Origin of the sequence: Undibacterium sp. CY21W (assembly GCF_014284265.1) — a bacterium.
In the GTDB taxonomy this organism is placed as follows: domain Bacteria; phylum Pseudomonadota; class Gammaproteobacteria; order Burkholderiales; family Burkholderiaceae_D; genus Undibacterium; species Undibacterium aquatile.
Genome location: NZ_JACOGE010000003.1, coordinates 327030 through 352386, shown reverse-complemented (window position 1 = coordinate 352386; position 25357 = coordinate 327030). Strand labels below are relative to the sequence as shown.

Genomic DNA, 25357 nt, shown 5'->3' with positions numbered 1-25357 from the left:
GAAATATTGTCTGGCACAAGCCAAGACGATGCGCTACTCACGCATAGAGAAGCGTAACGGATACTCGGTCGACAACCGGCCAAAAGCAGACCGTCGCAAACCGCGTAGTTCTGCCGAGTGTTGCCCCTCAGAGTGGTCCGATTTGCGCACAGATTTTACGATTCGCATAGACTAGACGAGATATCAATATGTATACATACTCCAGTGTCAATTGGAGGATGAAATGAACAAATGGATAGCCTTGGGTATAGCAATTGTGGCCGAGACTGTTGCGACGTCAGCAATGAAAGCAAGTGAGGGTTTTACGAAGCTCGCCCCCTCCATCATCGTACTAATCGGGTATGGTGTTGCGTTCTACTTCCTTTCTCAAACGCTGAAATCGATTCCCGTAGGCATTGCGTATGCCATCTGGTCTGGTGTTGGAATCGTACTTATCTCACTGGCTGGTTGGCTGCTTTTCGGACAAAAATTAGACGCTCCAGCGTTGATTGGTATAACCCTGATCATCTCTGGGGTTGCCGTCATGAACGTTTTCTCACAATCCGCTCACTGACGATCATCCTGTGCTTACTGAACGTTTTGTGAGCACTCGGGCGAGGTTCGCTTTGGGGCGAGGGCAGATGGCGGCCAATTGACGTCTACGTCGGCCTGCCCTGCTAACCTTCATTCATCGGCATAGAAGCACGAAGTTACAACGAACGGCAGATACCGGACCGACATGATTTCGCGCAGCTGGTCCTGCCGCTCACAGGGCTAGTACAGCTCGACATCGAAGGACAGCAGGGCAAACTCGATCCACTCCACGGAGCTATCGTGGAGGCTGGTGCGTGGCATTCCCAGGGCAGCATCGTTGCCAATCGCTCGCTCATTCTAGATGTGGAACAGCGTACTTTGACGAGCGATAGCTGGGCAGTCTTGCTCGACAAGCCTTTTACAATAATCAATCCAGCTGCGCGTAAGCTGGTTGAATTTATGCATCTGTGCATCGAAGCAGGAACGGCTCAACCAGACCTGATTCGCGGTTGGATGCCATTACTCTTTGATACGCTCTCAACGAGGTTCCCACAAGAAACGTCGCGCTTAAGCGCATTGTTGGCCCAAGTCGAGGCCAAGCCCGCTTTGCCATGGTCCACGGAAGCGATGGCCCATTTCGCAAGCTTGAGCATCAGCCGGCTTCACGCACTGTTTCAGGAAGAACTCGGTACTAGCCCGCGCGCGTGGCTTCTTCGGAAGAGGAACCATCTCGCATGCGAACTGCTCACACACACGAACCGAACAATTGTAGACGTGGCACTCGATGCGCTTGCAGCTGGGCTCGTCATATAACTGAGCCCAGCTGCATCCGTGTGCAGCCTAACAACAATCAGGGCGCCGCGTGCGTATAGAAGATTTTGCTGACAATCGTCCATTTTCCATCGACCTTCAGCAACTGGAAGAAGTCGCTAAACGAGAATCCAGAGACGTCGTTGGAGTCGATGCGCGCACTCGCCGCAGTACCCACAATGTCGACTCTGACGATCACGCTCTGAGCTTCGGGGGACGGGTGGAAAGGCGGTTTATCGATAGCGTCGAACAGCTCCTGAATCGACCCGCCGGTCAGCTTGCCGTTGGCATCGACGCTGAAGATGGTGTCGATGCGCGCGCTGGCGGCGGTATGCGACAGCTTGCGATTATTCTCTGGTTCATTTCCTCTACATCCTTTGCAGCGGTGCACATGTGTACGGATGCTGACGGTCGCAAGCTCTTCACGGATGGCGATTGTCCATCAGGAACGCTGTTAAAGCAGCGAATGGATGCCGTTGTTATGATATTTCGTTTTTAAAGGTCTGTATTGACCTGCTTTTTATCCTAGCATCCCATTTTACATAATATAAATTATGCGTAATCAGCAACCAAAACACTTACCACACGTCAACGCTTAAAGCGCTCGGAACTAATTTAGATACATTAGCGCTCGGAACTAATTTAGATACATTTTGGGAAGTAAATTAGATACATCGGCATTTCGCACACATGTATCACATTTACTTCCACAGCAGAAATGTGCAGAAATTTTGGCTGTACAGCAGGCATCCGTACTAAACAGTCGATTTTCTATGCTTCATAGCAGAGATAGGCTTGAATTGTTCCAACACATACAAGTCTTTCCAATAAGACCATGCGTCCGGTCTCAAAAGCTTCTTCCCAAGTGGGGAACGTGCCAGCCGCGTGAAGGCATGGTGTATAGCCCACGTCCCCGTCTTGCTCACATAAAAACATGTAGCTTTCGAGATCCTGCACGACATAACCGACACGAACTTCACTCATGATTAAGCCGCCTTGTGCTGTTCTGGTTTTGCCTGTTCTGGTTTCAACGGCGTCAAAGAGACGATGACTTGCGCCATGACTTTGCCGGACGTAACAATGTCAATTTCAACCTCGGCATAAAATGGAAACGGCAGATGTTTGTACTTGCCGAACGTACTTGCCTCACCGAATTTGTATTCACCTACGGCGAAGCCTTTTGCTGTTCCTTTTGATTCGTCAAGGCGCGTCTGAACAAACACGGTGCAACTGTCGTAAGCCTTGCCGTTGTCCATGACGCCTTTAGAGCCCTTCATACCTAAGACCAATAATTTAGCCATTTAAATCACCCAGTAATGCGCCGCTTGAATGTGCTTTTTCTCAACGTGGCGCGTACCGTCGAGAGCAAGGATGTAATCAGTGTCAGGATTGACCACCGATTGATTAAAACCTTCGTGAATATAAGAAACCGCTTTACCGAAACAAGACATCACAGCTTCGAGGCGTTTTGGTACTGCGTCTCTGTCGTCAGAGCAGGACATTTCTAACCACGCATCATCACCATGCAGAGAGCGGAAAAATGATTGATATTTACCGAATTGGTGTTTGAAAACGCGAACAGCAGTTGCGAGGGTTGTCCTGGCTGTTTTCTCTTTTAATTGAAGACGTGCGGCATGTTCCTGATCGAAGAATTCAGCGAAACACGGATACGCACCCGCAAAATATGCGGACGGTTCTAAGAGAACGTCTAAGGGGATAATGCGATCGGAGCTTTTAAACTCGACTTCGGCACGACACCACGAGGAATTTTTGTCACCGAGTTGGCGACCTTTTTCGTAGAAGCGGCAGAACTTACCGATGTCACCGATCTGGCGCGGCGTGCGGAACTGAGCCGCCACGATTTGCAGGTGCTGGCTGCAGGCAACGCCCTCACCTCGCTCGCCGGTCACCGGCGTCAGGCCTTGTGGCAGGCAGTCGGCTCCTTGCCGGATAAAGATTTGCTGCGCCCGACCACGTTGCAGGAAACCGCGCCTCAACTGCGTGCGCCCTCGGAAGCACAAGAAATTTTCAGCGATTACCATAGCATGGGGCTGACTTTGCAACGCCATCCACTGGCCTTGCTGCGCACGCAATTGCTGGCGAAACGTTTTCTGCCAGCAGAAACACTCAACACTTTTCAGCAAGATCAGTTTGCCCGCGCCTGTGGCATCGTCACCGTCAGGCAACGCCCGGGAACCGCCAATGGCGTTTTGTTTTTGACGATAGAAGATGAAACCGGCCCGGTGAATGTGATCATCTGGCCATCGCTGCTGGAGCAGCAAAGACGCGAGGTGCTGGGCGCGCGCTTATTGGGCGTATATGGAATATGGCAACGCCAGAATGAAGTCTGCCATCTGGTCGCCAAACGGCTGGTGGATATGTCGCATCTGCTGGGCGAGCTGAGCGTCAGCAGCCGTGATTTTTGTTGAGATGTACATCTCAGACGCAGCGATCTCCCAATGAACATGCGCCTTCGCAGCCTTTTTTGCCCGGCAAGCCGCATGCTGATTCAGTCTCGCTCTGGTCAGCTTGAAACACAGCTTCTTTAAGACAGCCTTAATACTGTATCGATTGCAAATGCGTTTTGATGATGGTCGCGCTTTGCTTTAATGCCGCATGTTCTTCCGCATTCAGTGTCGGGAATATCGTCATTTCTATGCCTTTACGCCCGATGATGTGTGGCAGCGACAAGGTCACATCCGTCACACCTTCGACTTCCGCCATCACAGAACTCGCCGTAAACACACTGCGTTCATCAAACAAGATACAGCGGCTGAGTGCTGCAATCGCCGCACCGATGCCGTAATAGGTGGAGCCTTTGCCAGCGATGATTTTATAAGCCGCACGCCGCACATCCTGATCCACCTGCTGCATGATTTCTGCAGTCAGCGGCTGGCCACTGGCGAGCGCAAATTGCTCGAGTGGCACACCCGCGACACTCGCCCCCGACCAGTTCAGCACCTCAGAATCACCATGTTCACCCAGCACATACGCATGCACCGAACTCGGCGCGACGTTATAACGCTGACCCAGCAGTGTGCGGAAACGCCCGGTATCGAGCATGGTGCCGGTGCCAAGCACGCGGGATGCGGGCATGCCTTCCCGCACCGCAAGTTTGGTGGCGATCTGCGTCATGATATCGAGCGGATTGGTCGCAATCAGAATAATCGCGTCCTGCGCCGCCCGCACTATTGGCGGAATAATGCCAGCGAAAATTTCTGCGTTTCGCTGCAACAGCGCAAGCCGCGTTTCGTCAGGTTGCTGATTTACCCCCGCCGCCACAATCACCAGCGCACAGCCAGCCAGATCGGCAAACGTGCCGCTATGCACATTCACCGGATGCGAAAACGGCGTCGCATGCAGAATATCCATCACATGCGCCTCTGCCAGCGCAGGGAAATGATCGACCAGCACCAGTTCGCTGCCTATGCCCTGCAACACCAGTGAATAAGCCGCCGTGCTGCCAACGTTGCCGGTACCGACGATACCAATTTTCATAAATACTTTCGGGAAGAAATGCGTTAAGCCATGAGTGTATGAGGATGAGCTGAAGACGGTCTGACTTGCTTCAGCTTGAAGCAGCCTCGCTACCAAACCAGCTCTGCAATTTTTGTTTCGCCTGCGCCTTCACATCTGCCGTGATGTACAGCGACACCATCGCCACCGCAGCCGCCAGCGCACCCAGATCATCACTGTAACCCGCGAGCGGAATCGCATCGGGAATCGCATCCAGCGGCGAAATGAAATAGGCCAGCGCGCCATATATCACCGTCTTCGCCCACGCCGGTGTTTCCGGACGCTGCGCCGCATAGTACAGATACAGCGCCTTTTCTATCACCTCACGCCCCGCCTTCAGCGCAAAGCCTTTGAGCTTTTCCCAGAAACTGCTGTCCGAATAAGCGGTATTTTCCGGCGTCGTCATCGCGCATCCTTTCTCAAAAAAACATCCCAACACCCCTGATTTTACGCCACAGAACGGCAAAAAATACTGGGGGGAGTATATTTAATAGCTCAATGAATACGCTGAGAATAAGGCGAAAACTGCACATACTCCCCTGTTTTTATCCGTCGCGCATACAACCACGCAGGTATACCTTGTTTTATGAGCAGTGAAAGCCTTCGCTACATCCCATATTGAATGACTCCGCGAATGAGAGCATTGGAATTATCTCCCAAAGTAGCAGTAATTCATCAATAGCCTTGGCGCGTTAGATAAGCCTGCCATCGACTTCCCACACCTGACGTAGAGTCCATACGTGCAGATTTTGAGAAGATTGAAGTTTACTGTCATATTTGCATCGTTGTGTTAATGTTGGTTTTTGTACTTTAAAACAAGTTAGGGTAAAACCTTAGTCCTCTAATGAGCACCGAAACTAGAAAAGCCGTACTGGATTCTTTCCGATTCAAAGTCGAGCACTTGCCTTCTGAGATTATCTATAGCGCACTGATTCTTTACGTCCTCTACGCAAGAACGCTCTTTTCCATTGTGGGAAATGTGCTCCCATTCTTTTTTGGGTTAGTTGTCTGCTATCAAATAGTTGGAATAATAGCTCGGATTTGGATGCGAAAAATCCCAGATCAATGGGATGTGATTTACTGGGTTGGTGGAACAACTGTATTTTCAGCCAGTTATGTACTAGCTATGTATGGTGCGATAGCGCTGGGCATTGATATATGGTCTCAACTAAATTTAATTTGGGAAAATTTAGCCCCTCTCACTAATCAATCCCAATTCATGGTGGTGACCGGATTGGCTGTGTGTCTCGCTGGTTGTCTGCTTTTTTGGTTTCGCTACAAGCAAAGATTTTTGTATGGACTTACAGAGATAGGAGTTGGGGTATTTTTTGGTATGCACAGGGTGAATTTGGAGCAATGGTCTGGGGCGCCTACCAGTACCAGCTTCTATCTGGCGCTACTTACCGCTGGTATTTATATAGTTGTTCGAGGAGCCGACAACATACATCAGGCATATAAAGACCATGATCAAACTCTCCAACGGTTCTCACTTTTCTTTCTCCGAAAGCCTCTTAGACCAACCCAAAAACGACGTCGAATTTCTAAAGTTCGAGTTCTTAGTGTGCGAAGGTGCCTGCGAACCCTAACCTTCCGGTCAAGGAGAACCATCCTCCAGCGTGGTGCCTCAAGACGGCCCTTACCTCAAACATTGAGACTGAAAAAAAATTCAAAAACAGGTAAGTAAATAGCGTAACTAAAAGTTCCATTGCCTCTCTTTATAGATATTCGCATGGAGTGTTACCTATTACTTGATTAGAATCCCGCAAGTACGGGAGTACAGCATAGTGACTAGCCATGTGCACCGCTTCTGCGGCTATGCTCAATTTGCCTGCATCCCACGCTGGCAAATTGAGCCGTACATTACAAAGGTTTTTGCTCCGTATCTTCCGGCAAGGTCAGACGCCCCGTGTGGTAGTCGTATTCATAGACTTCGCCGTAACGCCCCCACTCGATGGCGACTTCCAGTACGCGTTTGGCTTCGTCGGCTTTGAGGAATTCTTCCAGCAATTCCAGCAGTGGCTGCTCGGGCAGACTGGCGCTGACTTCGGCTTCCAGATTGCGGCGGATGTGGGCGGCCAGCGGCACGTGGGTCAGCAGTTGCTGGCCGAAGAGTTCCTGTTTGTGATTCTTTTCGGCCTCGTAATATTTTTGTCCCATCGGGGTCAGGATGATGTCGCCTTTGTCGAGCACGGCAAAGCCCAGCAAGCTCAGTGCTTCGTAAGTCGGGAACAATTCTTCGTCGGACAATTCGGATTCTTCGGCCAGTTGCGGCAAATCGGCGCGACCGTTGAACGGCACGTCGGCCAGCATATCGAGCACGCCTTCGATGCGGCTGACATTAGTATCGGGCAAGCGATAGCCAAGATGGCGAGCGTTGGAGGTTTCGGCGGTGGCTTCGTGGGCGTGGCGCATCGTCATCAGGCCATAGACTTCATCAATCAGTGCGCGCACTTCCACGGCATCGACATCACGCGGACGCGGCAGATCGATCTTGACTTCGCAGCGGATAGTGCCGGGGTCGCTGGATAAGACGATGATGCGGTCGGCCATCATCACGGCTTCTTCGATGTTATGCGAGACGATGAGTATGCCTTTGGTCGAGATTTTTTTATCCTGCCAGAGTTTCAGCATGTCATTACGCAGGGTTTCACCGGTCAGCACATCGAGCGCAGAAAAGGCTTCGTCCATCAGCAGAATGTCGGGGTTCGTTACCAGCGCGCGGGCGATACCGACGCGTTGCTTCATGCCGCCAGAAAGTTCGCGTGGCAGCGCGCCGCCAAAACCGGCCAGGCCGATCAGCTCTAACACGGCATCGGCACGACGTTCGCGTTCGGACGCAGGCACGCCCTGCGCTTCTAAGCCGAGTTCAACGTTTTGTTGCACCGTCAGCCACGGGAATAAGGCGAACGATTGAAACACCATCGCGATACCGGCAACCGGGCCGTAAATGTCTTTATCACGATAGGCGACTTTGCCTTTGTCGGCGGGAATCAGGCCCGCCATGATGCGCAGCAGTGTCGATTTGCCTGAGCCGGATTTGCCAAGCAAGGCGACGATTTCGCCGTCTTTGAGTTGAAAATCAACTTTATCCAGAATCAGGCGTGATTTGCCGTCGGTGGCTTTAAATGATTTGGCGACTTGATTCAGGTCTATCAGTAAAGCTTGTGTCATGTGTATTCTCCTGACAGCGGCGTTTGTTGGCTGCCGCTGCGTTTCATGGTCGTTATGCGTATGTGCAGGATGAGCAGTTTGTGAGGCGTGCTATGCAAATCAGCGTATATGGTCTTCGGCCAGCAAATACAATTTGCGCCAGAAAAACCGGTTCAGCAGCATCACAAAAATACACATCACGCCGATACCGAGGGCGATGCGATGAAAATCCCCTGCTTCGGTCATTTGTTTGATGTAACTGCCCAGCCCATCAGCAATCAGCGTGGTTTTACCCCAGGTGACATATTCCGCAACGATACTGGCATTCCACGAGCCGCCGCTGGCGGTGATTGCACCGGTGATGTAACTCGGAAAAATCGCAGGCAGATAAACGCGCTTCCATTTCAGCCAGCCTTTGAGGCCCAGATTATCTGCCGCCAGACGCAATTCATTCGGTATCGTCGCCGCGCCGGCAACGACGTTAAACAAAATGTACCACTGGGTACCGAAAACCATTAAGGGGCTGAGCCAGATATTCGGCGTCAGATTGAGTGACACCATCGCCAGCACCACCAGCGGAAACATCAGATTGACCGGGAACGCCGCCAGAAACTGTGCCACCGCCTGCACTTTTTGCGAATACTGCGGGCGCAAACCTATCCAGACCGCAATCGGCACCCACACCAGTGAGGCCAGCGCGATCAGTAGCATGACGCGGATCAGCGTGATCACACCCAGACCAGCGACGTGCGCCACTTCGCTCCAGCCGACATCACTGTGTATGAACGTCACCAGCCGGTAGATCGCCAGCATGGTGACGACAATCAGTACACCATCAAAAACACGTGACCACAGCGGGCTGATCGTTTTCTTGGCGGCGCGGGTTGATGTGCCGTCGTAGCTGACGCTGAACCACGACAGCGCATGGCTCATCAAGGACCAGAATTGCTCGGTCCAGGTACGCACCCAGCGGCTGTTGCGCATCCAGTCCAGCAACCAGGATTGTTGCGCGGTATCGCCTTGCGATTCTTCAAAACGAAACTTGTCTGCCCACGCCAGCAAAGGGCGGAAAAACAATTGGTCGTACAGCAGTATGCCGCTCAGCATGGCAGCGATGGCCCAGGCAATCGCATGGCCGTCTTTGGCTTCGATGGCGACTGCGATATAAGAGCCGATACCGGGTAATTTAATATCCTGTCCGGCGACAGAAATTGCTTCTGCTGCCACCAGAAAAAACCAGCCGCCCGACATCGACATCATCATATTCCACAGCAAGCCTGGCATCGCAAACGGCAACTCCAGCCGCCAGAAACGCTGCCAGCTCGACAACCGGAAAATGTGCGCGGCTTCTTGTAATTCTGCCGGCACATTGCGCATCGACTGATACAGGCTGAACGCCATATTCCAAGCCTGCGAAGTAAAGATCGCAAAGATCGCCGCACATTCCACACCGAGTAAATTGCCGGGAAACAGCGCAATAAACGGCGCAATGGCGATCACCTGAAAACCCAGAATCGGTACTGATTGCAGAATATCGAGCGCCGGAATCATGACTTTTTCGGCTGTGATGTATTTGACCGCAATCGCGGCAAAAATCAGGCTGAATAACAGCGAGAAAGCGAGTGCGGTAAACATGCGCAAGATCGTGCGCAGCAGATAATAGGGCAAATAAAACGGATCAAGCGATACCTGCAAGGCTTCACCAACCGAGAACGGCCGGCTCATCTGCATTGCTGCAAACGCAAATATGCTTAACAGGGCAAGAATCAGCGGTAATAAAGCCCAATCCCAGCGATTCGGGCCGCCGCTATCAACTGCGTCTTCGCGTGAACGGAGTCTGAATAATTCAAACATGCGTACCTCCGGAACTCAGGACATACGCAAAAAAAGAAGATGTCAGATAAGCCTGACAAAATAAGGTGATGCGCAACAAACTACCTCCCCTGTTGCTGACAATCGTGCCAGCAGCATAGACAGATGCATTCTACTCCGCAGCGGTGGTAAGCGAAACCACGCGACCACAACGGAAGACAGAAAAAAACAAATTGGGTAAGTAGGAGTGCAGCGAAATACGGAAGAAAACCGCTGAAGAAACTACTACCCGCCAGATGGCAAGGTAGCAGCAGAGTATCTGTGCTTACATTGCCAGGTTAAGCTCGATCGGGGATCGACAACTATAACTGTCCACAGAATTAACTCCAAAATTAAGAAGTCCGAACTTTAACACAGAGCTTCGTGAATAAACAATATGCTGCACTGCAATCAGAACAATAAGAAACAAAAATCAGCGATGTAGATTTACTTTTTCTGCGCCACGAGCGATTGCTGTAAAAGTTCCGTCAGATCGCCATGCTGGCTTTCCTTCGCAAAATCAAGCGCAGTCATACCGAGATCATTTTTCAGCGTGAGATCAGCACCCTCACCTATCAACAGCCTGGCGGCATCAAGTTTGCCAAAACGGGTTGCCATCATCAGTGGCGTCGTTTTATTCGGTGATTCGGTATCGATGTAGGCGTGATGTTCGAGCAATAAGGCGATCGCTTCGACACTGCCATTCGCGGCAGCATAGTGCAGCGCCGTCCAGCCCGGCTGATTGACCTCGGCACCACGGGCAATGATTTTTCTAACTGCATCGGCATTCCCCAGAAAACTGGCGACCATCAACGCGGTATCGCCATTTTTTGCGCGGGCATTGATGTTCAGATCCGGCACTTGCAGCAACACATCGACAACGCGCATGGACTTATTTCTGAGTGCCGTCATGAGCATTGATTCGCCGCGATATTCTTCTACCGAGTTGACATCCATGCCGCGTTGTAAAAATTCCTGAACTGCAGGTGCGTCATTGAATTTGACTGCGAAAACAAAATCAGCATAAGCGTCAGCATTTGCTGCGACCGGCATCAGACAAGCAAGAGCAAGCAGTAAAGCAGCAGGCGTTAAGCGCATGGCGAACCTCAATGGGCAAACTGAAATAGCTTGAAGAAATTTTTCGTGGTGGTTTCCTGTACTTCTGTCACGGAAACGCCTTTGATATCCGCGAGGAATTCGCCGACGTGACGCACAAAACCGGGTTCATTCATTTTGCCACGATGCGGCATCGGTGCCAGATAAGGTGAATCGGTTTCTATCAGTATGCGCTCCAGCGGCAAGGCTTTGGCCACCGCTTGTAAATCTTTGGCACTTTTAAAAGTCAGAATACCTGAGAAAGAAATATAGAAACCCATTTCTATCGCAGCCAATGCGACTTCCAGTGATTCGGTAAAACAGTGCATCACGCCTGCGACGCCACCATCTGCGGTTCCTGCGCCCTCTTCGCGCAAAATACGTATCGTATCTTCTGCGGCGGCTCTGGTATGAATAATCAAAGGCTTGCGACTCAGTCGCGAGGCGCGGATGTGCTGACGAAAACGTTCACGCTGCCATTCGAGGTCACCTTTCAGACGGAAATAATCCAGCCCGGTTTCTCCGATGGCGATGATGCGTGGGTGTTGCGCCAATTCGACCAACTGCTCCGCGCTCGGCTCTGGCGTATCTTCATAATCAGGATGCACGCCGACCGATGCGTAAATATGCGGATATTGCTCCGCTAAGGCAAGCACTTGCGGAAAATCGGGCAAATCCACAGACACGCAGAGTGCATGGGTGACGCCGTTATCCGCCATTTTTTGCATGATTTCCGGCATACGCGCAGCGAGTTCAGGAAAATTGATATGGCAATGAGAATCGACGTACATAATTAACAGTCTAAGGTAAATGCCTAATCAGGCGGTATCGGCAACAGATATGCAGCTTTTAGCGGCGCGCGATCACATCTAACACTGCTTGCGCCGATATATTGGCGGTATCGCGCAATAAGCTGTGATGCATCGCTGTGAATCTGTCTTTCAGATTCTTTTGCATATTGTCGTCATTGAGTTGCAGCCAGATCGCATCTGCCATCGCTTCAGGCGTGGCAGCAGATTGCAGGAACTCAGGAACCACAAATTCTTTTTCAAGTATATTCGGCAAACCGACCCAGGGCTGGTAGCCCATGTGTTTGAGTATCTGCCATGATGCTTCCATCATTTTGTAGGCGATTACCATCGGCTTCTTGAACAGCGCAACTTCCAAAGACGCTGTGCCTGAGGCAACCAGTACCGCATCTGCCGCAGCAATCGCCGTATGCGAGCGGCCATCGATCAGCAAAATCGGTACACCTTCCAGGCGCGCGGCGACCACCAGCTTGATGTAGTAACTACGCTGTTTATTACCCGCCATCGGCACCACGATCTGTAAATTTGGATCGCGCTGTATCAGTATTTTTGCGGCACCGATAAATGCTTCGGTGTTATATTTAATTTCGGAAATACGGCTACCTGGCAGAATGGCGACGACCTTAAATCGAGGATCCAGACCGAGCTCTTCTCGCGCAACGGCAGTGTCGATTTCCATAGGAATGACCTGTGCCAGCGGATGTCCCACGTAAGTCACAGGAATGCCTGCATCGCGATAAATCTGTTCTTCAAACGGAAAAATCACCAGCATGTGAGATACCGCTTCGGCAATTTTCTTAATGCGGCCGCCGCGCCATGCCCAGATCGATGGGCCGATGTAATGAATGGTCGGAATGCCTGCCTGCTTTAACTGTATTTCAAGATCCAGATTAAAGTCGGGCGCATCCACACCGATGAAAACATCCGGTTTTTCTGCGAGTAACTGCTGCTTGAGATTTTTACGTATGCCGCTGATTTCACGGTAGTGCATCAGCACTTCAAACAAACCCCGTACCGACAGCTTATCCATAGGCCAGTCATTGACAAAGCCCTGCTCCGCCATACGCGGCCCACCGATTCCATGCATCAGCGAATCAGGTAAACGCGGGCGCAAACCAGATAGTAAGCGGGCAGCCAGCATATCACCGGAGGTTTCCCCGGCGACCATAGAGATGATAGGACGTGATGATGCTGAGAGTGACACGAGTGTTCCTTAGCGCACGATGCCGCGCGTTGACGCGTCGAGGAAATCACGCATCAGTTTTACCTGCGCCGCCGAGTCTGCACTAAGGCTCAACATTTGCTCATCCAGTGCGGCTTTAGATTCTTCCAGCGTCAGCCCGGATTTGTAAATCAGCTTGTATGATTGCCGGATCGCATTCAACTGATCGCGACTGAAACCCCGCCGCTTCAGCCCTTCGAGATTCACGCCATGCGCTTGCGCCGGATTGCCGGACAACAAAACAAACGGTGGCACATCTTGCGTCAGGCTGGTATTCATACCAACGAACGCGTGCGGCCCGATCTTGCAGAACTGATGAACTGCAGAAAAACCGCTCATGATGACCCAGTCACCGATTTCAACGTGACCTGCCAGTGCCGCGTTATTCGAGAAAATGGTGTGATTACCGACAGTGCAATCATGCGCAATATGCACATAGGCAAGAAACCAGTTATCGCTGCCAACTTTGGTAATACCTCTATCCTGCACGGTTCCGCAATTGAATGTGCAGAATTCACGAATCAGATTGCGGTCACCGATCTCAAGATAAGTCACTTCGCCTGCATATTTCTTGTCTTGCGGCGGGCCGCCGATAGACGAAAACGAGTGAAAGTGATTATCTTTGCCGATCGTTGTATGCCCATCGATCACCACATGTGCAGCGATTTTTGTCCCCGCATCAATGCTGACATGCGGGCCGATAATAGCGTATGCGCCAACCTCAACCGTGCTGTCAAGGTTTGCCTTGGGATCAACCAGCGCCGTTGGATGGATAGCCATTATTTCTCCGTTGCGTCGTCAGTCGTACGCATGGTGCACATTAGCTCGCCTTCGAGTGCCAACTGACCATCAACCGTACCTTTGGCTTTATATTTCCAGATACCGCGTGCCACTTTCAGAATTTCCACTTCCATTTTCAGTTGATCACCTGGTTCAACCGGACGTTTAAAACGGGCACCGTCAATACCGAGGAAATACACAATGGTTTTTTCATCGGGCTTCTGACCCATCGTCAGAAATGACAGTATCGCTGCCGTTTGTGCGAGGGCTTCTATCATCAGAACGCCAGGCATGACTGGTTTATTCGGGAAGTGACCGTTGAAAAATTCCTCATTCGCCGTCACATTTTTGATCGCAGTAATGCTCTTGCCCAGTTCCCAATCCAATACGCGATCGACCAATAACATTGGATAGCGATGCGGCAGATATTCTTTGATTTCGTTAATGTTCAGTGTGTTCATGATGATTTCTCAGTCAATGTTTTAATTGTTTTTTCAAGTTGGCGAATTTTTTCACGCATACCGGAAAGATTGCGGACAATCGCCGCCGTTTTTTCCCAGTCTGCATTTTTTGCCAATGGATAGAATCCGGTATATTGACCTGGTTCCATAATTGAGCGGGATACCATGCTGCCGGAAGAAATATGGACGTTATCGACGATCGTTAAATGTCCCAGCACCATCGCCGCACCGCCAAAGGTGCAATGCTTACCAATTTTTGCGCTGCCAGCGACGCCGACACAACCCGCCATTGCAGTGTGTTCGCCGATATGGCAGTTGTGACCGATCTGAATCTGGTTATCCAGCTTGACGCCATTTTCTATGATGGTGTCAGCCAATGCGCCACGATCAATACTGGTGTTGGCACCGATTTCGACGTCATCACCAATCAATACCCGACCGGTTTGTGGAATTTTGATCCAGGCACCACGCTCATTCGCAAAACCAAAACCATCGGCACCTATCACCGCACCGGAATGAATAATCGCGCGCTGACCTATGACGCAATAATCATAAATACTGACATTGGCATGAATTAAGGAACCATCACCGATCGTGACGCCACGACCTATACTGGTACCGGCTTCAATCACAACAGCGTCACCGATAATTGCCTCAGCGTCGATACTGACATGCGGGCCGATACTGGCGGTGGGCGAAATAACAGCATGTGGGCTGACCCAGGCGCTAGGATGTATTCCCAACATTGGTGGAATCGCTGCCAACGAAGCAAAATACTGTGCTGCGCGTGCAAAATAGACGTAAGGGTTAGCGGTAATAATGCACGCCCCCTTATATTCTGCTGCGATCTGCGCATGATCTGCTTCAGTCACAATCAAAGCGGCTGCGTTGGTCGCTGCGGCTTGCTGCCTTAATTTGGAATTGGAAAGAAAGGTGATATGAGTATCGCCAGCGTCACTCAATGGAGCGATACCGACGACAACAATATCTGGAGAACCAATTAATTGACCACCGAAGCGATCGACCAATTCCCCCAGCCGAGTGCTCGTAGTGGTCATAACTTATTTGGCGAGCGCTTTGAGAACCTTATCGGTTATGTCAACGCGGGGATTATAAAAAACAGCGTCTTGTAAAACGATGTCGTATTTTTCAGTTTCAGCGATTTGCTTGACGACTTTGTAGGCACGATCAACTAAAGAGGCGATTTCCTCGTTCTTACGCTGATTCAGGTCTTCGTTAAAAATACGTTGTTTGCGTTTGAAGTCCTGATCCAGATCGGTCAGCTCACGTTGACGTTTGATTCTTTCGGACTCTGATAACACTGCAGAGTCTTTATCCAGCCTGTCCGCCATTGCCTTAATTTTCGTCGCCAGATCTTGCAGATCTTTACCGCGCTTGGAAAACTCCTGCTCTATCTTGGCTTCCGCCGCCTTAGCCGGTGCAGATTCACGTATCACCCGCTGCGAATCAAAAATGGCGACCCTGGAATCCTGCGCATGAACTTGAGCAACGCCGACGAAGCAAGCCGCACAAATCATCAAGCGTTGGAACAATTTGGACGGGGTAATATGTTGACTCAAAATAATCTCCGTAACACAAACTTATGTAAATCTAAATTAGAAACCTGTACCCATCTGGAACTGGAAGGCTTGTTTCTTATCATCAGGTTTCGCATTTAAAGCACGACCGAAACTCAGTTTCAAAGGACCCACCGGAGATATCCAGCTTATACCGATACCAGCACCGAAGCGCAAATCACTCGTGCGCATTTTTTGACCTTCATCAAATACCTGACCACCGTCGATGAATGTGAACCAACGCAGCGACTTATCCGCACCAGGGAATGGAATCTGTAATTCTACATTACCCAGCACGCGACTGGCACCACCAGTGGAATTGCCGTTGAAATCTTTAGTGCCTAAAGATGAAGGCTCATAACCACGAACCGAACCAATACCGCCAGCATAGAAGTTTTTAAATACCGGATAAGGGTTTCCGCCCAAGCCGTGACCGTAGTCAAATTCACCATTCAGTGCCAGTGTCACAGAGCGATAAATCGGTTTGAAATACTGAGCGTTATAAATGGCACGATAATATTTAAAATTACCGATCGCAGCAACTTCCAGGTTGGCGCGCTGATAACGTCCGATGGTCGGTGTCAGTACGCTGTCGCGACTATCCCTCTGCCACGCAATCGTCAATGGGAAAGAATTCGTCGTTGCGGTTCCTACGCCATAGTCAAGGGCAGTCTGATCTTTGGTGCCATTACCGTAGGTGGAAACATATTTTCTGTACGGTAAAGGACTAGATGCGTCTGTCTCAACCTTTGTTCGCTCAAAGCCCATACCAAAAAATACGGTATCGACTTCAGAGAATGGAACACCAAAGCGTAAGTTACCGCCAGTGGTCTGAATTTTGTAGTAAGACGTACTGCCGATCAACGGATTCGTTGTTCTCATATACGCATCCACACTACGACTGATACCATCGTCGGTAAAGTATGGATCCAGATGCGAAACAGCTACGGTACGGTATTGTCTGCTGGTATTAATTTCCAAACCTATCGTGTCACCACTACCAAAAACGTTGGCCTGTTGAATTGCACCGGACAATGTCAGTTTTTCTGCGCTGGAATAACCTGCACCGAACGTCAGATTACCGGTTGGTTTTTCAGTCACAGACAAATTCACATCGACCTGATCGGCACTGGTTGCCACTTCCGGCGTTTCCAATTTCACGTCGCCAAAATAACCCAGGCGTTCAACGCGGTCACGTGAGGCTTTAATTTTCTCGCCGTCGTACCAGGAACTTTCAAACTGACGGAATTCACGGCGAATAACTTCGTCACGTGTCCGCGTATTTCCGGCAAGGTTAATGCGACGAACATAGACACGCTTGCCGCCATCAACAAAAACGGTGAAGGCGACTTCTTTCTTTTCCTTGTCCAGAATCGGATTTGCATTCACATTCGCAAACGCATAACCGAAGTTACCCATGCGTTCAGAAATTCGTTTGGTGCTTTCTGTCAGGCGAGCCGCATTATAAATATCGCCCTTTTTGAGTAACATCAGCGAAGCGAGTTCGTCTTCGCGACCGAACATATCGCCTTCGAGCTTGATATTGGAAACAGTATATTTATCACCTTCAGTCAGATTGATCGTGATGTAAATATCTTTTTTATCGGGAGTAATCGAAATCTGCGTCGAGAGAATCTGCATTTCCAGATAGCCGCGATTCTGATAGAACGAACGTAAGGTTTCGATATCGCCGGATAATTTTTGTTTGGAGTACTGATCGGCTTTGGTGTACCACGAGAACCATGTCGGCGTATTTAATGCCATCAGGTCTCTTAATTCGCCATCTGAAAACGCTTTATTGCCGATGATTTTAATTTGCGCAATCTTGGCAATCTCGCCTTCATCTACCGCGAAAGTTACTTTGACACGATTTCGTTCGATTGGCGTAATCGTGGTCGTAATTTGCATACCGTATAAGCCTTTCGACAAATACTGGCGCTTCAATTCTTGCTCTGCACGGTCAACGGTTGCTTTATCAAAAATCCGCGTTTCTCCGATGCCGATATCTTTCAATGCTTTTACCAGGGCATCTTTTTCAAATTCTTTTGTGCCTGTGAATTCAACGCCTGCAATAGTTGGGCGCTCATCAAGCAAAACTACCAACACGCCGTCTTGCTCTTCGATTTGAATATCTTTAAAAAAACCAGTCGCATATAAAGATTTGATCGCAGTCGTACTTTTAGCGTCATCAAACACTTCACCGACTTTGACAGGCAGATAGCTGAATACCGTACCTGCCTCTGTTCTTTGCAAACCCTCAACGCGAATATCTTTTACTGTGAAAGGTTGTATTGCGAATGCGCTGCCGGAACATACAGTGAGCGCGGCCAGAGCCATAGAATGAAGACGAAATTTTGGCAAAGTGAAATGCTCGATATGTAATTTCATTGGGTATAAAGTTCTTTCAATACTCTCAATATGGCGTTCAGAATTGAGTTTTTTATCATCAAGCTGACTATTATGACATTAGTCGGGCTATATCATTAAAAAATGCAACTGCCATGATTGCCATCAGCAATGCTACTCCGGCACGTTGTGCAATTTCAGTAAAGCGTTCAGACACTGGCTTGCCCGTCAAAACTTCCAGCGAATAATACAACAAATGGCCGCCGTCTAGCACAGGAATAGGTAGCAAATTCATGACTCCGAGGCTGATGCTGATGAGCGCCATAAAGCTGAGATAACTGATCAGGCCGACTCTTGATGTCTGGCCCGCATAATCAGCAATAGTCAGCGGACCAGTAATGTTTTTTAAAGAAACCTCACCGACGATCATTTTCCACAGCATTTTAATGCTGACGATGCTGGTATCCCAGGTTTTTTGTACACTCTTTCCTATCGATGCGATCAGGCCTGTCTGCACGACTGTCATTTCTGGTGCCAGCATCATCTGAATTTTCAAGCGTCCGATTTTTGTTCCATTTACCTCTTCTGTAACCGGCATCGCTACCACGTCAATCTCATCACTGTTACGCTTAATGTGCAGAGTCAGGCGCTGCCCGGCAGAAGCATTGACCTTTTCCGTGAACGCCAGACCATCAAGCACAGGCTCACCGTTGATGCTCAGTATCAGGTCGCCTTTTTTCAGTCCGGCGAGACTGGCCGGACCGTCTGGCAGGATGTCACCGAGTATTGCAGGCGGGCGGGCCAGCGAGAATCCGAGTTGCGACATAAAGTCGCCCTCAAGATTCTGACTGTTCAACTGCTTCAGCGGCAATTCAACGACACGCCTGATTTGCTGATCCGGCTGATCACCGGAGACACGAACAACAGAAATTTCAGCATTATTTTTTTCCAATGCGCGCTGCATTAATTCCCAATGCACTTCACTCCAACTCTGTATCGTTTTTCCGTTGATGTATGAGATCACGTCGCCGTGACGCAAACCAGATTGATAAGCAACTGAAGTGGCAGAAGGAACGCGGATTTTTGCGACTGGCTCAGGTATTCCGTAAACAAACAACGCCGAATACAACATGATCGCCAGAATAAAATTCGCCACAGGGCCGGCAGCAACAATGACGATACGCTTCCAGACCGATTGACGGCAAAATTCCCGTGGCAAGTCTGCAGGAGGAATTTCCGCCACATCCTGCTCGCGAGCATCCAGCATCTTTACGTATCCGCCCAACGGGAGCAGCGATATCGCCCACTCGGTCTGATCTTTACCAAGCTTACGGGCGAAAATTACACGTCCCATACCGACGGAGAAGCGCAATACTTTTACCCCGCACAAACGCGCAGCAATGTAGTGTCCCAGCTCATGTATCGTCACCAGTGTGCCGAGTGTGACGATAAATGCGAGAATAGTCTGAATCAATTTCATTGCGTCACTATCGTATGGGCAACCGCACGCGCTTCTGCATCGACCGCCAGAATGCCATCAAGATCAGTCACTGGAGTGACAGCGATTTTATCCATGCATAGTGCAATCAGTTGATCTATCGCGCGGAAACCGATTTTTCCGTCTAAAAATGCTTGGACAGCAATCTCGTTACTTGCGTTCAATATCGTTGGTGCAGAGCCACCTGTTTTCAGTGCCTGATACGCGAGCGACAAACAGGGGAAACGAGCGAAATCCGGCGCTTCAAAATTGAGCTTGGAGACTTTTACAAGATCTAACGGCGATACACCAGAGGCAATGCGTTCAGGATATGCAAGTCCGTAGGCAATAGGAGTACGCATGTCCGGGTTTCCCAGTTGAGCCAGCACAGAGCCGTCGTTGTAAGAGACCATGGAGTGAATAACGCTTTGTGGATGAATCACGACTTCGATCATATCGGCAGGCGCCGAAAACAGCCAGTGCGCTTCAATGACTTCCAGCCCTTTGTTCATCATGGTGGCTGAATCAATAGAGATTTTTCGTCCCATCACCCAGTTCGGATGCGCAATTGCCTGCTCTGGTGTGACATCCGTCAGCGTGGCAATATCGCGATGCAAAAACGGCCCGCCTGATGCTGTTAACAGAATTTTGCTGACGCCGTGCTGTTCAGCCTGACCATCATAATGCCGAGGTAAGCACTGATATATCGCATTGTGTTCGCTATCAATCGGCAACAGAGCCGCTCCACTTTTCTTGATCGCATCCATAAACAGGTTGCCGGACATTACCAGCGCCTCTTTATTTGCGAGCATGACTTTTTTACCTGCACGTGCCGCAGCCAGCGAAGCCGGTAAACCAGCCGCACCGACAATCGCCGCCATCACACTGTCGCACTCCGGAGACGAGGCCACCTCACACAAAGCTTCAGGCCCGTATTGAATTTGTATCTGACCTAATTTTTTTTCTGCGAGCAAATGCCGCAAGGCATCTGCTGCACTGGCAGAACCGACGACAACAACTTGCGGCTGAAATTGCACACACTGGGCTGCGAGTTTTTCTATCTGCGTGTGCGCCGTCAATGCAAATACCTGATAGCGATCCGGGTGTCTGGCAATCACATCCAGAGTGGAAACGCCGATAGATCCCGTGGATCCTAAAATACAAACACGCTGTAAACTCATACTATTAACGCCATAAATCCAGAAGAACAGCCAGCGGCAACACGGGAATCAATGCATCAATTCTATCGAGTACGCCACCATGGCCAGGTAAGAGATTGCTGCTGTCTTTCATGCCAACCCGTCGTTTCAACATGGATTCAAATAAATCGCCGATGACACTTGCAGCGCAAAGTAAACACATCACACCAAAAAAAACCAACCAGCCTTTACGCAGAAAAATCTGTACCGCGAATGTGTCTTGTAATGCCGGAATATAGACAGAGCCAGCAGCCAGTAACAGCACCGCCACGCCACCGCCAATAGCGCCCTCCCAGGATTTTCCGGGAGAAATAGATGGTGCCAGCTTATGTTTCCCAAATGCTTTTCCTGAAAAATACGCTCCAATATCCGCGACCCAGACTATCGCCATGACGGAGAGCAGATAAAGTGGCGACACCTTGAATAACACGGCAATCGCGATAAAACATCCAAAGATAACGATGCCGTACAGCGTACTCAGGATTCCATTTGAAAACCCGAATTCAGGCGGCAAGCCCTTGGCCAGCAACGGCACCAGTCGTAACAACCAGAAGGCAACACACAAGGCAAATAATAATGGCGTAGAAAAGCTATCGAGATGAAATAAGAGATAAGCAAAGAAGGTAGCCCATCCTGCAGCCATCAGCAAAGGAAGTGGCTTTTTAAATAAACGCTGACACTCCCAGATCGCCGCACCAAAGAAAGCGACCACAATCACCGAAAAAGCGAGGAAATTCCCTGAATACAAAACCGGCAACAAAATGGCCAGCAAAATCAACGCGGTAATAACGCGGGTTTTTAACATCAATGACTCTCTGTCTGATTATGTTGTGCTGCACTGAACTCAAAAAATGGGCGATCAATCGTTTACTGCCTCTGCGGGCAAAGTATAAACGGTTTTATCCTGCATACTCACAATTGCCCTCGCCGCAATACCTGACTCATAAAGACCGAATAATTGAGAAATAACACCCTCAGGTGAGCATAAAAAAAACTACCGCCAACTCCGATCACAACAAAGAAAGGAGTCAGAAGTAGTTTTACTTACAGCTTATTCAAAATCTGAGCCAAAAAAAACCAGTAAATGTGACTTAGTGAATAGCTTAAACCGTCAACACTTCTTTTTCTTTTTCTGCCAATAACTTATCGACTTCAGCGACAAATTTGTCAGTCAGCTTTTGAATATCATCTTGTGCGCGACGCTCATCATCTTCAGAGCATTCTTTTTCCTTGAGCATTTTTTTCAACGATTCATTGGCATCGCGACGGATATTGCGAATAGCAATTTTTGCGCCTTCGCCTTCAGTCTTTACCAACTTGACCATTTCTTTACGACGTTCTTCTGTCAATGGTGGTGTTGGCACACGGATCATATCGCCCTGACTCGATGGATTCAGACCAAGATCAGAATCGCGAATCGCTTTTTCTATCGTGCTCAGCATTTTCTTTTCCCAAGGCTGAACACCGATCGTGCGCGCATCAATCAGCGTTACGTTAGCAACCTGAGTGATATTTGTCGGGGAACCATAGTAATCAACCATCACGTGATCCAGAATGCCTGTATGTGCACGGCCTGTACGAACTTTCGATAAGTCCGCTTTCAGAGTCTCAATCGACTTCTGCATTCTCTGGTCACTATTTTTTTTAACGTCTGCTACGCTCATACTGCCCTCCTGTACATCAATTCTCAGTCTTTAAAAAGCAAAAGACCCTTATCAAAATTAAACCTGTCAATCAAAAACGCTGCATTATACGTGGACAAGTGTGCCTTCGTCTTCACCCATAATGACATTCTTTAACGCACCAGGCTTAACAATAGAGAATACTTTGATTGGCAATTTCTGATCGCGGCAAAGTGCAAATGCGGTTGCATCCATCACCTGCAAATGGCGTGAGATGGCCTCGTCAAATGAAATAGTGGAAAAACGTGTCGCAGTCGGATCTTTTTTCGGATCTGCAGTATAGACACCATCCACCTTCGTCGCCTTCAAAACGATTTCAGCGCCGATTTCAGACCCGCGTAAGGCAGCAGCAGTATCGGTAGTAAAGAAGGGATTGCCAGTACCTGCAGCAAAGACAATCACCTTACCTTCTTCCAGATATTGCAACGCTTTCGGGCGAACATAAGGTTCAACCACCTGATCAATTGCGATCGCAGACATGACGCGTGCAGTCACCCCTGCCTGGCGCATCGCATCCGCTAACGCCAAAGCATTCATCACTGTTGCGAGCATCCCCATATAATCGGCGGTGGCACGATCCATGCCCTGTGCACCTGGAGCAACGCCACGGAATATATTACCGCCACCGATTACGATAGCAAGCTCGACACCTAAGCGGGATATTTCTGCAACATCCGCCACCATACGTTCAATCGTGGCACGGTTAATGCCAAATGAATCATCGCCCATGAGGGCTTCGCCAGAGAGCTTCAAGAGCACGCGCTTGTAAGCAGGTTTTGTCATGATAGGACTCCTTCTGGAAAGTTAAGAAATTAAATTAATACAAGCAATCATTTGGTTTGCTCACATTTGAAGTGATATCCAAACCAAATAATCCTGAAACTATTTTTCTGAGCTTAAAAAAACGGGCCTTTCGGCCCGTTTTTTTATTACGCCTGATTACGCTTGTTTTGCCGCAGCTACTTGAGCTGCCACTTCTGCTGCGAAATCATCGACTTTTTTCTCGATGCCTTCACCAACAACAAACATCGTGAATGCTTTCACATTCGCACCAACTGATTTGAGCATTTGCTCCACAGTTTGCTTGTCGTTTTTAACGAAAGGTTGATTGAACAAAGAAACTTCTTTCAGGAATTTCTGCACAGAACCTTCTACCATTTTTTCAACGATATCCGCTGGCTTGCCAGATTCCGCTGCTTTCTGAGAAGCAACTGAGCGTTCTTTTTCGATCAATTCCGCAGGCACTTGTTCTGTCGACAAAGCAACTGGTTTCATCGCAGCGATATGCATTGCTACGTCTTTACCAACTTGTTCATCAGCACCTTCAAATTCAACAACAACACCGATACGTGTGCCGTGCAGATAAGAAGTCAGCTTAGCTGGTGTTTCAAAACGTGCGAAACGACGGAAGGACATGTTTTCACCGATCTTACCAACCAGTGCTGCACGAACTTCTTCTACTGTCTTGCCATCGAGTGGCAATGCGCCCAAAGCAGCTACGTCAGCTGGATTGTGCTCAGCAATCAATTTAGCGCAAGTGTTAGCCAATGCAATGAAGTCATCATTTTTTGTAACGAAGTCTGTTTCGCAGTTAACTTCGATCAAAGCACCGACATTACCGGAAATATAAGAAGCAACTACACCTTCCGCAGTAACGCGGGAAGAGGCTTTAGATGCTTTGCTACCCAGTTTTACACGCAGAATCTCTTCTGCACGATCCATATCACCATCAGCTTCTGTCAAAGCTTTTTTGCATTCCATCATTGGCGCATCTGTCTTTGCGCGCAAAGCACCAACCATCGCTGCTGTAATCGCTGCCATGTTATTCTCCTAAATCGGTAGTGCTATTCAGCACTGATCATCAAATTTTGTTTTAAAAAAAGGGGCGAACGACTGTTGCCCCATTTTTCGTGTTTCGGTTATAAATCGCCCCGAAACTCTCTATCTGAACAAAAATTACGCTTGTTCTACTTCCACAAACTCGTCAGAACCTGGCTTTACTGCTTCCAGAACTTCATTCACTGCGTTTGCACGGCCTTCCAGGATTGCATCAGCAACACCGCGGGCATACAGAGCAATTGCCTTGGATGAGTCATCATTACCAGGAATGATGTAAGCAACACCTTCAGGAGAGTGGTTAGTATCGACCACACCGATAACAGGGATGCCGAGTTTAGCTGCTTCAGTAATTGCACCTTTGTGGTAGCCAACGTCAACCACGAAAATTGCATCAGGAACGCCGCCCATATCCTTGATACCGCCGATAGATTTTTGCAGTTTAATCATTTCACGATCAAACATCAGCGCTTCTTTTTTGGACAACTTCTCTACGGAACCATCTTCAACAGCAGCTTCCATTTCTTTCAGGCGCTTGATCGATGTTTTTACTGTTTTGAAGTTAGTCAGCATACCGCCCAACCAACGTTGATCAACGTAAGGCATACCTGCACGTTGCGCTTCTGCTGCGATGATTTCGCGAGATTGGCGTTTTGTACCAACCAGCAGAATTGTGCCGCGATTTGCAGACAATTGACGGATATGCTTCATCGCTTCCTGGTACAAAGCCAGTGTTTTTTCCAGGTTAACGATATGAATTTTGTTGCGGTGACCGAAGATGTACGGTGCCATTTTTGGATTCCAAAAACGTGTTTGGTGACCAAAGTGCACGCCAGCTTCCAGCATTTCACGCATTGTTACAGACATAATAAACTCCAGGGTTAGGTCTTGAATCCAGCCAGTGATCTCTCTGCCTGAGCAGAAAAGACACCCTTTTCGACCGGATTCGATTGATAAGAATATGAATTAACCTATAAGAAATTTGCATTCATTTACAAGCTAACCATCTATTCTACTATGAAATTGCGATTCT

At 49.2% G+C, this 25357-nt stretch carries 25 protein-coding genes and 2 pseudogenes; 3 read left to right on the top strand and 24 right to left on the bottom strand.

Features of this window, described 5'->3' with window-relative positions; all coding sequences use genetic code 11:
* The first annotated feature begins 223 nt into the window (after positions 1 to 223).
* A complete protein-coding gene (locus H8K29_RS09610) occupies positions 224 to 553 on the top strand; it encodes an SMR family transporter (protein WP_186885311.1) in 330 nt (109 codons plus the stop codon).
* A 260-nt stretch (positions 554 to 813) separates the two neighbouring features.
* A complete protein-coding gene (locus tag H8K29_RS18185) occupies positions 814 to 1326 on the top strand; it encodes a helix-turn-helix domain-containing protein (RefSeq protein WP_186897396.1) in 513 nt (170 codons plus the stop codon).
* Between the two features lie 37 nt (positions 1327 to 1363).
* On the opposite strand, the gene H8K29_RS18180 is transcribed toward H8K29_RS18185, so the two are convergent.
* The 5 genes and pseudogenes from H8K29_RS18180 to H8K29_RS17945 all read right to left on the bottom strand — a co-directional run.
* Entirely contained in the window at positions 1364 to 1714 is a 351-nt protein-coding gene (locus H8K29_RS18180; protein ID WP_370527158.1) for a nuclear transport factor 2 family protein, read from the bottom strand.
* A 380-nt stretch (positions 1715 to 2094) separates the two neighbouring features.
* Entirely contained in the window at positions 2095 to 2307 is a 213-nt protein-coding gene (locus H8K29_RS09595; protein WP_186897395.1) for a hypothetical protein, read from the bottom strand.
* A gap of 2 nt (positions 2308 to 2309) precedes the next feature.
* On the bottom strand, positions 2310 to 2624 hold the full coding sequence (locus H8K29_RS09590) for a hypothetical protein (protein WP_186897394.1): 315 nt from the start codon (positions 2622 to 2624) through the stop codon (positions 2310 to 2312).
* Entirely contained in the window at positions 2625 to 2774 is a 150-nt protein-coding gene (locus H8K29_RS17950) for a hypothetical protein (protein ID WP_255423340.1), read from the bottom strand.
* Between the two features lie 213 nt (positions 2775 to 2987).
* Positions 2988 to 3182: pseudogene (locus tag H8K29_RS17945) on the bottom strand (replication initiation factor domain-containing protein); the annotation flags it as partial.
* Here H8K29_RS17945 and H8K29_RS09580 point away from each other — a divergent pair.
* Positions 3144 to 3752 (top strand): annotated as a pseudogene (locus H8K29_RS09580) (OB-fold nucleic acid binding domain-containing protein); the annotation flags it as partial. The pseudogenes H8K29_RS17945 and H8K29_RS09580 sit on opposite strands and share 39 nt — an antisense overlap.
* A 127-nt stretch (positions 3753 to 3879) precedes the next feature.
* Here the strand turns inward: H8K29_RS09580 and H8K29_RS09575 are convergent.
* The 19 genes from H8K29_RS09575 to rpsB form a co-directional block, all read right to left on the bottom strand.
* Positions 3880 to 4821, bottom strand: coding sequence for an L-lactate dehydrogenase (locus H8K29_RS09575; RefSeq protein ID WP_186897392.1), 942 nt, complete (start codon positions 4819 to 4821; stop codon positions 3880 to 3882).
* Between the two features lie 70 nt (positions 4822 to 4891).
* A complete protein-coding gene (locus H8K29_RS09570; protein ID WP_186897391.1) occupies positions 4892 to 5245 on the bottom strand; it encodes a YkvA family protein in 354 nt (117 codons plus the stop codon).
* A 1454-nt stretch (positions 5246 to 6699) separates the two neighbouring features.
* Positions 6700 to 8010, bottom strand: a complete 1311-nt coding sequence (locus H8K29_RS09565) for a nitrate/sulfonate/bicarbonate ABC transporter ATP-binding protein (RefSeq protein ID WP_186897390.1) — start codon at positions 8008 to 8010, stop codon at positions 6700 to 6702.
* A 99-nt stretch (positions 8011 to 8109) separates the two neighbouring features.
* Entirely contained in the window at positions 8110 to 9843 is a 1734-nt protein-coding gene (locus H8K29_RS09560; protein WP_186897389.1) for an ABC transporter permease subunit, read from the bottom strand.
* Positions 9844 to 10287: 444 nt separating this feature from the next.
* Complete coding sequence (locus H8K29_RS09555) at positions 10288 to 10938, bottom strand: ankyrin repeat domain-containing protein (RefSeq protein WP_186897388.1); 651 nt, start codon at positions 10936 to 10938, stop codon at positions 10288 to 10290.
* Positions 10939 to 10946: 8 nt separating this feature from the next.
* The gene (locus H8K29_RS09550) at positions 10947 to 11726 is read right to left on the bottom strand and encodes a TatD family hydrolase (protein WP_186897387.1); all 780 of its coding nucleotides are present in this window, start codon (positions 11724 to 11726) and stop codon (positions 10947 to 10949) included.
* Between the two features lie 58 nt (positions 11727 to 11784).
* Positions 11785 to 12948: a lipid-A-disaccharide synthase gene (gene lpxB, locus H8K29_RS09545; protein WP_370527157.1), complete on the bottom strand. Its 1164-nt coding sequence runs from the start codon at positions 12946 to 12948 to the stop codon at positions 11785 to 11787.
* Positions 12949 to 12957: 9 nt separating this feature from the next.
* Positions 12958 to 13749 (bottom strand): acyl-ACP--UDP-N-acetylglucosamine O-acyltransferase, encoded by a 792-nt coding sequence (lpxA, locus tag H8K29_RS09540; protein WP_186897519.1) that lies wholly within the window; start codon positions 13747 to 13749, stop codon positions 12958 to 12960.
* On the bottom strand, positions 13746 to 14207 hold the full coding sequence (gene fabZ, locus H8K29_RS09535; protein WP_186885340.1) for a 3-hydroxyacyl-ACP dehydratase FabZ: 462 nt from the start codon (positions 14205 to 14207) through the stop codon (positions 13746 to 13748). Before fabZ ends, lpxA begins: the two co-directional genes overlap by 4 nt.
* Positions 14204 to 15265: a UDP-3-O-(3-hydroxymyristoyl)glucosamine N-acyltransferase gene (gene lpxD, locus H8K29_RS09530; protein WP_186897386.1), complete on the bottom strand. Its 1062-nt coding sequence runs from the start codon at positions 15263 to 15265 to the stop codon at positions 14204 to 14206. The genes fabZ and lpxD overlap by 4 nt, the downstream gene beginning before the upstream one ends.
* A gap of 3 nt (positions 15266 to 15268) precedes the next feature.
* Positions 15269 to 15745, bottom strand: a complete 477-nt coding sequence (locus tag H8K29_RS09525; protein WP_186885618.1) for an OmpH family outer membrane protein — start codon at positions 15743 to 15745, stop codon at positions 15269 to 15271.
* Between the two features lie 78 nt (positions 15746 to 15823).
* On the bottom strand, positions 15824 to 18172 hold the full coding sequence (gene bamA, locus H8K29_RS09520; protein ID WP_186897385.1) for an outer membrane protein assembly factor BamA: 2349 nt from the start codon (positions 18170 to 18172) through the stop codon (positions 15824 to 15826).
* Between the two features lie 70 nt (positions 18173 to 18242).
* Positions 18243 to 19610 (bottom strand): RIP metalloprotease RseP, encoded by a 1368-nt coding sequence (gene rseP, locus H8K29_RS09515; RefSeq protein ID WP_186897384.1) that lies wholly within the window; start codon positions 19608 to 19610, stop codon positions 18243 to 18245.
* A complete protein-coding gene (gene ispC, locus H8K29_RS09510; RefSeq protein WP_186897383.1) occupies positions 19607 to 20788 on the bottom strand; it encodes a 1-deoxy-D-xylulose-5-phosphate reductoisomerase in 1182 nt (393 codons plus the stop codon). Before ispC ends, rseP begins: the two co-directional genes overlap by 4 nt.
* A gap of 4 nt (positions 20789 to 20792) precedes the next feature.
* The gene (locus H8K29_RS09505) at positions 20793 to 21611 is read right to left on the bottom strand and encodes a phosphatidate cytidylyltransferase (RefSeq protein WP_186897382.1); all 819 of its coding nucleotides are present in this window, start codon (positions 21609 to 21611) and stop codon (positions 20793 to 20795) included.
* A gap of 298 nt (positions 21612 to 21909) precedes the next feature.
* The gene (gene frr, locus H8K29_RS09500; protein WP_186885346.1) at positions 21910 to 22470 is read right to left on the bottom strand and encodes a ribosome recycling factor; all 561 of its coding nucleotides are present in this window, start codon (positions 22468 to 22470) and stop codon (positions 21910 to 21912) included.
* Positions 22471 to 22554: 84 nt separating this feature from the next.
* A complete protein-coding gene (gene pyrH, locus H8K29_RS09495; protein ID WP_186885347.1) occupies positions 22555 to 23271 on the bottom strand; it encodes a UMP kinase in 717 nt (238 codons plus the stop codon).
* Positions 23272 to 23427: 156 nt separating this feature from the next.
* Positions 23428 to 24309 carry a translation elongation factor Ts gene (gene tsf, locus H8K29_RS09490; protein WP_186885348.1) on the bottom strand — a complete coding sequence of 294 codons (882 nt, stop codon included), beginning with the start codon at positions 24307 to 24309 and terminating at the stop codon, positions 23428 to 23430.
* 135 nt (positions 24310 to 24444) lie between these two features.
* Positions 24445 to 25191, bottom strand: a complete 747-nt coding sequence (gene rpsB / locus H8K29_RS09485; RefSeq protein WP_186885349.1) for a 30S ribosomal protein S2 — start codon at positions 25189 to 25191, stop codon at positions 24445 to 24447.
* Positions 25192 to 25357: the final 166 nt, after the last annotated feature.